Here is an 11,856-nt window from a genome sequence, read left to right on the forward strand (position 1 = left end):
TCTGCTCCGCAGACACGACGCGCCGCCGCTACGCGGCGGGCCGCGCTCCGCGCGGCAACTCGGCGACTCCGTCGCCTCGGGCTCCGCGCTCCGCCCGGAGCCGGGTCCGGCGCGCTCCGCGCTCCGGACCCGGTGCGACGCTCCGCGCCGCACCGAACCCCGCTGGCAGCCAGCGGAGTTCAGACGGGGGCGGTCCCAGACGTTCGCGTCCCCGAACGTGGCGACCCGGGTTTCACCATATTACGCATCAGATAACACTGCACAGTATAAAGCTGGGGATATTAGCAATAATCTTTCTAAGCCCATACCTTTTTTCTGACTTACTTTCAGCACCTCTTGATTGATGGAGATTTAAAATTCGGGATGCGGCTCATTTGTGTGAGAATATTTACTGCCTGACTCCTAAATTCCGCTGTGGAAACATCGGGTAGAGCTTGTATCGGCCTCCAGGAATGAGTGCGGATACCACCGTGGCCCGTGCTCCCCGCTATGTGCGGGGAGCACGGGCCACGGTGGTATCCGCTACGTGCAGAGGAAAGACGATCAGCCTGGCTCCTGCGACCATGGAGCTTTCCCTCGGGGCAGATTCTCACGATGGTGCCGACGCTGGATCTACTGGTTCCCGCTTCGCCGAGCGGCCTTCTCACCGTGCGGGGAGCTGAGGGGAAGGCTCGGTCTGATCTGGCTCGGGTTGAGCGCGACAGGCTTTCCCATTAGCACCGCGCCGGCGTTGGGAACCTCTTCGTAGTACTGAGCGTCTCTCTCACTACACTGTGAAAGGGGTTGAGATGGACCCGGAATTACGCGCTACGCGCGCCCCGCAACCGCCGCCCCATCCCCCACGGCGCCCACCCGTCCCGCCGCGACCCTACGTGCCGCTGTGGCGGGTGGTGCGTGAGGAGGAGTGGCCACGTCTGGCCGAGCTGCTCCCGGGTCCGCGCCCCGGGAGCGTGCGTCCTTCCGTCCTGGTGCTCTTGGTGCCGTGCATGTGGTGGCTCACGGTGCCGCTGATGCTCTTCTACCAAGTGGCCAGGTCCGCGCGCCGGGTTGCCCGCCGCTCATTTCCCCGTCATCCGCAAGGGCGGATCACGGACGGCGCGGTGCTGAAAGCGCAGCGGATACGTGCCTGGGTTGCCGTCGCCGCCTCGGGTGGACTGCTGGCCATCTACGGCGGAGTGTCCGACGCGTTCAACCAGTTCCTGCAACGGCTGTATCTGGCACCATGGTTGGCGCTGGCAAGTGCGGTGCTGGTAGCTGCCGCACTGTACGGGATCGCCACACGGCAGCGGCGGCTGCTGATGAGGACGCACTTCAGGAACGGGGGCCTGACCGTCCTGAAGTATGTGGGCGCCTGGCTGCTTCTCCCGGCCTTGTTCGTCGGGTCTCTGATGGCTCTGTCGTCTGTCATGCCGCAGACCGTGACCGAAGACAACCTGCTTTTCGTCTGCTTGGCAGCAATAGCCATCTGGGCGCCGTTCTGGTGGATCGTCTACTTCCTGTGCTTCGCCTCGGGACCGGCAGTCCGCAATGCTTTCAGCCTTTCCGCCCTTCATCCCGCGCTGCCGGCCCTGACGACCAGTATCGCGGTCTGGGTATTTGCGCTCGTCAGTCAATCAGCGGGCGGTTTACCGCCGTTTCCGCGGCCGGTAGCGATCAGTGCCGTCCTCGGCGGACCGGTCACAGTATCGATCCTGGCGTGGTGGGAGATTTATCGCCTTCGCCACCGCCACGGCATGCGGTGGCGCCGCTGAGTCACTGACCACACGTACCTCAGCAGCGTGCCCCGCTGCGATAAATTGGCCATTCCCGAAAGCGACTCCCATGAGTTTCATTTTCCTGGTAGCAAGCTTCATCCCCATCCTTTTCGCATTCCGTGAGGTGCGGGTGCAGCGCCATCTGAAACATCACGGTACGCACGCCAGGGGTCGCGTGGTTTCGCACAACGCGGCCCACGACACCGTCTTCGCGATCATTGGCTTCACCGACGCGTACGGCACTCGGTACACGTTCCAATCCCAGTCCTCAGGGGTCAGGAAACTCCCCCTGGGCCGGGAAGTTCCGGTGCGCTATGAGGCGCACAATCCGAATATTGCGCGAATCGACCTGCCGGGAAGGAAGATCGTCAACATCGGAATCCCCGCGCTGATCGGAGCCTGGCTCCTAGGTGCCGCAATATTTCTCGCCCTGCACCATGAGACGTACTCGGGCCCCACGCACGGCCGCTGACGCTCCCCGCCCCATCTCGATGGTGGCTGAGCACCGAAGGAGGGACCGCCCTCATAGGGACGGGAAGGCCGGTGGCGCCCGTGGGGGGACTGCCGGGCCGGGCTCTTTCAGCCCGGTGGGGGCGGTTGCCTGGAGATCGTCCAGATGCTCGTCGGCGCGGACGCCGTATGGGGCGTCACACGGTGATCACCCGCTAGACGCTCCCGTGTGGCCTCAGCAGCGGGGGACTTTGGCTCAACTCGGTTGTCGGCAGGGGGATATGCGGTGGCGCGGGCATTGACAGTTCTGGTGGGTGGCCGTCACGCTCGATTGTGCTGACAACGTTGTCCGAGAGCGATCGTCGTCGTCTCGTGGTGAGGCCGTGAGGCCAGGAAGTGGGTGGGGGCACGTGTTCGGGAGATCCGGCCGTGGACTCGCGGTGGTCCTCGCCGCGCTAATGCTGATCCCATTCGGCGGGGAGCCCGTCGCGGCCGCGACCGGCGGTCCGTCGAACGACCTGCCACGGGTGGGAGGTTACTGGTCCGCCTCGTACGAGCCCGGCACGTCGCGGCCCGCCGGTTTCCCGGCGGCAGGTGCGACGCGCAACCTGCGAGGCGAGAAGGCGATTCCCACCGCTCAGGTGGCCAAGGCGCGTTCGGACCACGCCAACGCCACCAGCGTCGACGAGAACGTCGACAGTCTCTTCGATCAGGACAGTTCGACCAAGTGGTACGCGAGCGGCAGCGGCCGGCCGACGGATGGCCAGCCGGTGCACGTGATCTATGCCCTGCGCTCGGCGCGGGCGCTCTCGGGGTACTCCCTCACCTCCGCCAACGACGCTCCGCCTCGCGATCCCGCCGCCTGGACCCTCCTGGGCAGCAACAGCGCTTCCGCCGCCGAGGACGCCGACGACAGTTCGTGGAGCGCGCTCGGCGAGGAGAAGGGCCAGCGGTTCGCCGCTCGGGGGCAGAGCAACTTCTACGCGCTGGAGGCCCCGCGTGAGTACCGCTACTACCAGCTGCGGCTGACGGACACCTGCGCCGACCGGTGCGAGGGCGCGGCAGGCGACCGTACCAAGCTCCAGCTCGCCGACTGGACCTTGCGCGGCCTGCCGGACGCCGGGACCTCGCCGCTCGGCGTCTCGGTCGAGAACGCCGACTCGGGCGGAGCGGCCGATGGTTCGTATGCGCTGCGGTACGCGGGCCGTGTCCCGAAGTCGGGCCCGGCGCGGTCCTCGGTGGTGCTGCGGTCCGGTCTCGACGTGCCTGTCGGCGAGGATGCGACTCTGAGCTGGGCGGTCCGGCCGCAGGACGCCGCCTCCTCCCACGTGAGCGTCGACCTCGTCCACACCGACGCGGCGGGACGTCATACCCGTGTCCTCCGCTCCCGCCCGGCGGGGGAGCGCAGTGGACCGGCGGCGGCCCCCGACGGGTGGCGCACCGTTTCCGTCGGCCTCGGCGCCCTCGCCGGGAGGCGGATCACCGAGGTCCGGCTGCGCTATGACGATCCCGCGGCGGAGGCCGGTGCCCGGATCTCCGGCTGGATCGACGACATCAAGCTGGGGAAAGCCCTCCTCGACGCGTCCGCCAGCTGGGACTACCTGGATGCGCCGGGCGTCGACCCGGCGGGCGGGAACGTGGACCGTACGGCCTGGACCCGGCCCGGTCCCCCGCCGGAGGGCGTCCCTTGGAAGACGGCCGCTGGTCCCTTCGGCGTCAAGAACCAGGGCACCGACCTCGGACCGGACTTTCCCGTGCGCACCCGGCTGAACCTGCACAAGGACGGTTCCACGGGCGACACCGTCGAGGCGTACTTCTTCCGCACCGACTTCACCATGGACCGGGCGACGATCGACGCGAGCGGCGGACTCGTCGGCACCGTCGTCCACGACGACACGGTGACGGTCTACCTCAACGGCCGGCGCCTGGCGGGCCGCAACGACGGGGCGATCACGAAGAACCTCCAGTACCAGACCCCGGAGGGCACCTCCGGGCAGGGCGACCCCCTGCGCACCGCCTTCGTCCTCCCGGCCTCCGCCCTGCGCGCGGGCACCAACACGCTCGCCGTGGAGGTGCACCAGTGCGATCGCACCAGCTCGGACGCCTACTTCCGCCTCGAATCGCTGGTCCCGGCCCAGGGCTCGCTGCCCTTCACCGACGCGCAGCTCAGTACCGTCCACGACTCGGACCGGCTGCCCGCCGCTCCGGACGGCGGCGACTACTTCACGTGGCTCCTGCGCTCGTTCACCGAGGCGCGCGACACCCCGACCCTCATGGGGGAGAACCAGGCCCTGCCCGCGGGCACGCGCTACGACGAGCTGACCGCGCTGAACGACCGGACGGTCGTCGACATCAACAACGCGCCAGCCGACGCCACCGACCCCGAGGTGCACGAGGCACTGATCGATGGCAGGAGCAGCCCCTACCGGACGATGGCCGACGGTCTGGGGGCCCGGCTCGGAGCGCTGTACTCACAGGCGCTGAAGAACGGTGAACTGCCGCGCACCGAAGCGCTGTTGTCCGGACGCGTCGAACACACACCGGGCTCCTCGGCGGACTGGTACCAGACGGCCAAGAACACCTACCAGTACAAACGCCCCTTCGTCCGTATGGGCTTCACCGACCAGGACGGCCTCATCAAGCCGTGGGACAGCCGGAGCGGGTACGACGGTCTTGCGAGGGACGGTTCTTTCCCCAGCGGACATACGAGCCACGGGTACGCGCAGGGCATCGTGCTGGCGACGCTGCTGCCCGAACTGGCGCCGCAGATCCTGGCCCGCGCCTCCGAGTACGGAGAGCACCGCATCCTGCTGGCCTTCCATTACCCGACCGACATCATGGGCGGCCGGATCGTGGGGGAACGGACCGCGCAGGGTCGTTGGTCCGACCCCGGGTTCCGTGCCCTGCTGGAACAGGCTCAGGACGAGCTGCGGGCCGTACTCGCGCAGAAGTGCCGCGAGTCGGGAGCGGGTGACACCCTCACGCAGTGCATCGCGCACGACCGGCCCTACCTGCCCACGGGCGAGGCGGTGGACGTCTACACCCGCCGGCTGACCTACGGCTTCCCCCGCATCGGGCCGCAGGACCAGCCGCCGGCCGTGCCCGCGGGGGCCGAGGACCTCCTGCGCACCACCCTGCCGAAGCTGTCCGCCACGCAGCGCCGCACCGTCCTGGCCGCGACCCAGCTCCCGTCGGGGTACGCCCTCGACGAGGACGGCGCCCCGGGCAGCTGGCAGCGGCTGAACCTCGCGGCGGCGATGACCGCGAAGGTGACCGCGCACCGGGACGGGACGCTCACCGTCAACGGCGTCCACGTCGACCGGGAGGGCGTGCCGGTACGCGGATGAGCGGTGGGGCGAGCGGCCGGTCCCGCGCGCGGGTGACGCCCGGGTCGGCTGCGCGCGTCTCTCGCGCGGCGGCGCCCGCGAGAGACGCGCGCAGCCAAGCGGGCGCGGCGCCCGATTCCCGGCAGGTGGTGGGAGGCGGCGCGGGTCGTCCTGCTCCGCCTTCCTGCGGGCCGCCGAGGGCCCGGGGGCGACAGCGGCGTCGGTGACGTACCGGCCGCCCCCGCCGGTGTCGGCCGCTCGTCCCCGTCCCGGCCGTTCGTCCCCGTGTCGGGAAGGCCTTACTTCCTCTTGTGGCGCGGCCGTTGACTCCCGTCCCGGGGAGTGTCAAGAATGCCCGTTGACAACGTTGTCCGAACGGAAGGCCCCGCCGTGTCGCACCACCCCGCCCAGGTCGGCCGCCGACGTTTCCTCCAACTCCTCGCAGCGAGTGGTGCGTTGGCCGCTCTGCCCGCCGGTGTCGGGGCGGCGCAGGCGGCGGCCGCCGCGCCCGTCGCGGGCGCCGCCACGGCCCCCGACGACATCGCCGCCACCTACCTCCGCGTCCTAGCTCAGCACACCCGGTGGTCGGAGACCCAGTGGGACGCGGCGCGCGGCTATTACACGGACAAGGACTTCGGCTTCGCCGTCGTCCTCGGCAATGCCGTGCTGCTCACCCAGGGCACCTACGACAGCGCTCTGACCGGCGTCGATCGCGACACGCTGCGGACACGCACCCTCGCCACCATCCGCCACTTCGCCGCCTCCAACCGCCTCACCGGCGGCGACCAGTGGGGCCGCACGCTCTTCTTCGACACCACCTTCCAGTCGTACTTCGTCATGGCCGCGAAGCTCCTGTGGTCCGAGCTGGACGCGCCGACCCGCGCGAACGTCGACGCGCTCCTGCGCGGCCAGGCGGAATACACCGACGGTCTCGGCACTGGTGACGACCCGGCCTCGGGCTCCTGGACCCCGCACGGGCTCACCGGCGGATTCGAGGGCGACACGAAGCTGGAGGAGATGGGCGTCTACACGCAGTCCCTCGCCCCTGCCCTGGCCTGGGCCCGCGACGACGACCGGCACGCCGCGTGGAGCGACCGCTTCGGCACCTGGTCGCGCAACGAGGCCGGTCTGCCGCCCGCCGACCTCGCCAATCCCGCGTTGGTGGACGGGGTGCCGGTCTCGCGCAACACCGCGCGCAACCTCTACGACACGTTCATCGTCGAGAACCACGGCTCCTTCGGCCCGCACTACCAGGAGGAGTTGTGGCGCACTTCGGGCCGCAACTCCTCGCACTTCCTCGCCGCGGGCGCTCCGCTGCCGGAGGTGCTGACGAAGCAGCCCAATGCCGATCCGTTGTGGCGGACCCTGCTCGGCGTCATGAGCGACGCGGGCGAGCCGTTGATGCCGATGGTCAACGACCGCGAGCACCTGTACGGGCGCGACGTCATCCCGCTCGCCTTCCTCGCCCGGGTGCGGGGGGACCGTGCCGCTGCCCGCGCCGAGAGCGAACTGGCTGCCCGTCTGGAGGCGTACCAGCAGTACGCGCCGCGCTACAGGCTCGCGAAGTTCTCCGGCGAGCCGAAGTACGAGCCCGAGGCGCGCGCCGAGATCGCCTTGAGCTATCTGCTGCACGTGTGGACGGCGCACACCCCGGTGAAGCCGCTCTCCCGGGAGGAGTTCTTCGCGCGGGCGTCGGGGGTGACGGACTTCGGTACCGGGCCGGGGCTCGTCTCGCACCAGTCCCCCGCGGCATGGGCGGCGGCGGTCAGCAAGCCGGGCTTCGTGAAGTTCGCCTGGCAGCCGGCGCACGACGACTGGCTGTTCAAGCTGAGCGGCGGCACGCCGATGTTCCTGCCCTCGACGGCGGGCACGGTCTCTGGCCGTGCGGTGGAGACGTGGACCACGGTGCGTGACGGCTTCGACGGCAGCGCGACGCTGCTGCGTCTGGACACCGGCTGGGCCGGGTTCACGACGCTGGGTTCCGGCGCCGTCGTGTACGCGAGCAGCGGGACGGCGGCGGGCGAGGGGCACCTGGAGGTGTACAACCTCACCATGCCGGGGATGCCCGGTCTCGGCGGAGCTCGCACCTTCCGTTTCGCGGAGGGCTCGGTCGAGGTGGCGGCGCAGGACGGGGCGAGCGCGCCGGCAGCGGGCGGGCGCGTCGATACGCTCGACGTGCCGCGCACCGCCGTGCGTCACCTGCGCGTGCAGGGCGTGCGGCCCGATCCGTCGTACGGCTACTCGCTGTTCGCCTTCGAGGCGCGCGCGGCGGCGGGCGGCGAGGACCTGGCGCGCGGCGGGAAGGCGAGTGCTTCCTCGGCGGCCGCGGGCATGGGGCCGGAGCTGGCCGTGGACGGTGACGGGGCGACCCGCTGGGCGGTGGCGACCGCGGACCGCAAGCGGGCCGACAGCTGGCTCGCGGTCGACCTCGGCGCCCTGCGGGAGGTCGGGGAGGTGACGCTGCGCTGGGAGGCCGCGGCCGGGCGCGGCTACCGTGTTCAGGGATCGGCTGACGGGGAGCGGTGGGAGGACCTCGCCGTCTATCCCGCGGCGCGTGCCCGCAGCCACGGCGGCTGGCTCGACGTGGACGGCCGTGCCGGTCTCGTGGTGCGCGGCGCGGACGGGGACCACCCCGTCTCCGTCTACGACGACGCGGTCGTTCTCAGTGACGGCCCCGCCGCCCCGGTCGTGATCGAGGGTCATCCTGCGGCCACTCCTGAGCAGTTGCGGGTGCTGGCGGCGCGGAAGGCGCCGTCGGCCGAGCACGCGCAGGTGCGGGTGGCGTACGTGGAGGGGCACCTGAGTCTCTTCAACTTCTCCGCCGAGGAGGTCCGCACGCGGGTTTCGGTGCCGCAGGAGGGCGCCGAGCGGTATGTCTTCGCGGGGACGCAGACCGTGGACCGGGACGGGATCGTTTACGAGAGCGAGCTGCCCGGCGGGCGGGCGCTGCTGCTGGCGCAGCGGTTCACGCTCGCCCCGGTGTCGGGCCGCGCGCTGCCTTCCGGGCTGCGGGTGAGTGTCGAGGACGGGGCCACGCTGCGGCTCTCGGGGGCTTCCTGCCGGGTGCGGGTGCGCGCGCAGGGGCGGACCGAGGTGGTCTCGGTGCGCTCCGGCGGCCGGCCGGCCCTGGTCCGGCTGCGTGGAGCGAGGGCGTATCCGGTGGACGATCTGGCGCTGGGCCGTACGGTCTTCCCCACCAGCCCGCTGCCCGCGGGCATGTCGGAGCCGTCCGCGGCGGTCGACGGGGACTCGGGCAGCTCGTGGCGGCCGGGGAAGGACGGCCGCCTCGTCGTGGACCTCGGCGCGGTGCTGCCGGTGCGGGAGATCGAGGCGGAGTGGACCGGCGGTGACATAGCCGGCCTGCGGGTCGAGGGCAGTGCCGATGGCATCACCTACCGGGACTGGGGGCGCGCTTCGGGGCGCGGTCGCGTCCGCGCGCTGCGCGTCCGGGCGACGGCTCGTTACGTCGCGGTGCGGGTGGAGGGCGGGGGCGGTCACCGGGCGGCGCGGCTGGTACGGCTGTCGGTGCGCTGACGGACGCAGCGCGCGTCCCGTTGCGGACGGCGCGCGGTGTTCCGGGGGCCGTGCGGAGGGGCGCGCGCTCACTTCGCGCGGGCCCCGGGCGGCCGCTGTTGTCAGTCGCTCACCGGCTGTCGGGTCCGCACAGCGTGCGCACCGCGACGGCCTCATGCGCGAGGAAGGCGCTCGGGGTCGCTCCCCGGCAGGTCAGCCGGTGGGGGGCGGTGCGGTGCGTGCGTACCTCGACCTCGCTCAGCCGCGGGTACGGCGGGGCGCCCGCCACGTGTACGCGCCAGCCGCTGTCCGTGCGCCGCGTCCCGACGATCTCGTACGCGTGCCGGGCCGCCGGGCCGTGGCGTGCCAGGAGGGCGGCGACGGCGACCTGGGCGGGAGGCGGCAGGTCGGTGTAGCCGCGCAGGTGCGGGGCGCCCACGCGTCCCGCGAGGTGCTCCGCGAGCGTCGTCACGGCCGAGGGCGCGTCGAGGTTCCCGTAGTACACCCCGTCGGGGAGGACGGCGAGGTTGGCGGCGAAGCGGTCTCCGCCCAGGTGGGTGCATTCCCAGAGGAGATCCGGGTGGCGCGCGCCGAGGGCGGCGGCTACCGGGCGCCCCCGCACGGCGCAGCACACGTCGTGTGTCCCGTGCGCGCACACCAGCACGACGGGCGGGTGTCCCGTCGTTCCCGGACCGCGCAGCGCTTCCACGACGCCGTCGAGGTCCGTGTCCTTCTCCCACGTGCCCCAGGTCTGGCGGTGCGCCCCGTGCTCGTCGTGGTGGAGCACCGCCCAGCGACGCGGTCCGGCGTCGCGGCGGCGGCCGGGACGCCGCACGAGCAGGAGGCGGGCCCTGCGCGCCCTCGCCGCCGCGAACAGGCGGGCGGAGAGGGCGGGTTCGAGGCCGATGCCTTCGAAACCGTTCGGCGGCCAGCCTCCCGGGTGCTCGATCAGCACCCACACGCGCCCGTACGGAGCCGTCCCCGCGAGCCCGTCGCCTCGCTCTCGCGCGGCCTCGGCGCAGAAGAAGCGCGCCAGGTCCCCGGCCATCAGGGATCGGCGGGGACGACGACGCCCGCGCGCAGCAGTCGGCGTACGAGAGCCGTTCCGAGGTTCCGCGCGGGGTGCGCCCCGCCGTCGAGCAGCCGCCCGACGGCATCCCGTTCGGTGGGTGCCAGGTCGAGCCAGCCGGCGCGGGTCCACAGCCGTTCGCCGCTCAGGCGCGGCTCCAGCGCCGCGCGCAGCCGTACGCGGGTGTCGTCGGTGAGCGCGTCGAGTGCCGCGAGCTGGGCGAGTGGCCCCAGGGGCGCGGGGCGGCCCTGGCCGCGGCGGGTGCGCGCGAGGAGCGGGGCCGGGTCGGCTGTGGTGAGCGCGGCGACGAGTCGTGCGCGGACCTCCTCCAGTTCCCCGCCGGTTCCCTCCGCGCCGAGCGGGAGGGACGCGCGCATCACGGGGTCCTCGCGCAGCGCGGCGAGCGCGGTCTCGGCGAGTTGGGCGGCCAGCGCGTGTCGTGTCCAGGGGTGGACGCCGAGCGTCAGGTGCACGGAGACGGCCCCCCGCGCCACGGCGGAGTGCAGCCAGCCGCGCGGGAGGTAGAGCACGTCGCCTGGTTCCAGGACGGTGTCCAGGACGGGCGGGCCGGAAGCGGCCTCGGCGACGGCGGCCCGGTGCCCGGTCCAGGGCTGCTCGCGCGTGGGCGCGGTGACGACGGGTTCGTGGATCAGCCACCGCTTGGTGCCGGTGATCTGGAGGACGAAGACGTCGTGCACGTCGTAGTGGGCGTCGAAACCCTGGTTCTGGGGCGGGGTGACGTAGGCGTTGGCCTGCACCGGGTGTCCCAGCTCCGCGGCCAGCCGCGAGGTGAACGCCCCGACCGGCTCCCAGGTGCGGTGCAGCGCCTGGAGCACGAGCGTGGCGCCGTCCGCGAAGGCGCGCCACAGCGCGGTGTCGTCGAGTTGGTCGGCGACAGTGGCGCCGACACCGCCCGGAGCGGTGAAGGACGACTCGGGGAGCGTCGCTCCGTCCTTCGCGACGCGCAGGAACGGGGTGCGCAGTCCGCGCCGGGAGACCAGCTCGTCCACGGCCGCCGACGAGAAGACGTCCGAGAAGTCGCTCGCCCCCCGGGTCAGCGAGGGCGTCCGTCCCCACACCTCGCGCGCGAACTCCTCCCGGCCGAGGCCGGTCAGACGCGACTCCAGGACGCCGGCGTCCGCACGGACACCGGCGTCCTGGGACACACCGTTCCCTTCAGGGCTCAAGAGCCCTCGGCCGCGCCATCGGCGCCGCCGTCGTGGACGCCGGGCTTGCCCGCCGCACCACCGTCGGCCGGACCCTCGGCCGCACCATCGGCACCGCCGTCGTGCACGCCGGGCGTACCCGCCGCACCACCATCCGCAGGACCCTCCGCCGCACCATCGGCACCGCCGTCGTGGACGCCGGGTTGACCGGCCGCACCGCCGTCGGCCGGACCCTCGGCCGCACCGTCCGCACCGCCGTCATGCACACCGGGCTTGCCCGCCGCCCCACCATCTGCCGGACCCTCGGCCGCACCATCGGCACCGCCGTCATGGACGCCGGGCGTACCCGCCGCACCACCGTCGGCCGGGCCCTCCTGCTCGTACTCGGGCTTGCTCATGGTGCCTCCTGAAAGTCGCGCGGACCGCGCGGACGCGGCCGTCCTCCGGGCAGGTCAATCCCCTCCCAAGCTCGCCCACCAGCCGCGGACCGGCAACCGGAGACCCGGACCGGACGGCAGATCAGCGTGAGGAACGCGGCGCGCGAACGCGAGTGACAGGGCAGTCGCGACGGTACCGAG

At 71.9% G+C, this 11,856-nt stretch carries 7 protein-coding genes; 5 read left to right on the forward strand and 2 right to left on the reverse strand.

All coding sequences use genetic code 11. From position 1 onward, the window contains the following. Positions 1 to 968: 968 nt before the first annotated feature. The 4 genes from ACIP4O_RS29855 (at position 969) to ACIP4O_RS29870 (ending at position 9,064) form a co-directional block, all read left to right on the forward strand. The gene (locus ACIP4O_RS29855; protein WP_401579397.1) at positions 969 to 1,751 is read left to right on the forward strand and encodes a hypothetical protein; all 783 of its coding nucleotides are present in this window, start codon (positions 969 to 971) and stop codon (positions 1,749 to 1,751) included. A gap of 70 nt (positions 1,752 to 1,821) precedes the next feature. Continuing rightward, positions 1,822 to 2,226, forward strand: coding sequence for a DUF3592 domain-containing protein (locus ACIP4O_RS29860; RefSeq protein ID WP_401579234.1), 405 nt, complete (start codon positions 1,822 to 1,824; stop codon positions 2,224 to 2,226). Between the two features lie 436 nt (positions 2,227 to 2,662). Continuing rightward, positions 2,663 to 5,551: a phosphatase PAP2 family protein gene (locus ACIP4O_RS29865; protein WP_401579236.1), complete on the forward strand. Its 2,889-nt coding sequence runs from the start codon at positions 2,663 to 2,665 to the stop codon at positions 5,549 to 5,551. 330 nt (positions 5,552 to 5,881) lie between these two features. Next, the gene (locus ACIP4O_RS29870; protein WP_401579238.1) at positions 5,882 to 9,064 is read left to right on the forward strand and encodes a discoidin domain-containing protein; all 3,183 of its coding nucleotides are present in this window, start codon (positions 5,882 to 5,884) and stop codon (positions 9,062 to 9,064) included. A gap of 109 nt (positions 9,065 to 9,173) precedes the next feature. On the opposite strand, the gene ACIP4O_RS29875 is transcribed toward ACIP4O_RS29870, so the two are convergent. Continuing rightward, on the reverse strand, positions 9,174 to 10,091 hold the full coding sequence (locus tag ACIP4O_RS29875) for a sucrase ferredoxin (RefSeq protein ID WP_401579240.1): 918 nt from the start codon (positions 10,089 to 10,091) through the stop codon (positions 9,174 to 9,176). Beyond that, the gene (locus ACIP4O_RS29880) at positions 10,091 to 11,278 is read right to left on the reverse strand and encodes a cupin domain-containing protein (RefSeq protein WP_401579242.1); all 1,188 of its coding nucleotides are present in this window, start codon (positions 11,276 to 11,278) and stop codon (positions 10,091 to 10,093) included. Before ACIP4O_RS29880 ends, ACIP4O_RS29875 begins: the two co-directional genes overlap by 1 nt. 53 nt (positions 11,279 to 11,331) lie before the next feature. Here ACIP4O_RS29880 and ACIP4O_RS29885 point away from each other — a divergent pair, with 53 nt between their 5' ends. After that, positions 11,332 to 11,688 (forward strand): hypothetical protein, encoded by a 357-nt coding sequence (locus ACIP4O_RS29885; protein ID WP_401579243.1) that lies wholly within the window; start codon positions 11,332 to 11,334, stop codon positions 11,686 to 11,688. Positions 11,689 to 11,856 lie beyond the last annotated feature (168 nt).

It is taken from the genome of Streptomyces sp. NPDC088923, assembly GCF_044749745.1.
GTDB lineage: Bacteria > Actinomycetota > Actinomycetes > Streptomycetales > Streptomycetaceae > Streptomyces.

Excerpts from the sequence above, each read along its gene's own strand:
- ACIP4O_RS29875 (WP_401579240.1), bottom strand. The coding sequence starts at position 10,091 with ATGGCCGGGGACCTGGCGCGCTTCTTCTGCGCCGAGGCCGCGCGAGAG.
- ACIP4O_RS29860 (WP_401579234.1), top strand. The coding sequence starts at position 1,822 with ATGAGTTTCATTTTCCTGGTAGCAAGCTTCATCCCCATCCTTTTCGCA.
- ACIP4O_RS29870 (WP_401579238.1), top strand. The coding sequence starts at position 5,882 with ATGCCCGTTGACAACGTTGTCCGAACGGAAGGCCCCGCCGTGTCGCAC.
- ACIP4O_RS29865 (WP_401579236.1), top strand. The coding sequence starts at position 2,663 with ATGCTGATCCCATTCGGCGGGGAGCCCGTCGCGGCCGCGACCGGCGGT.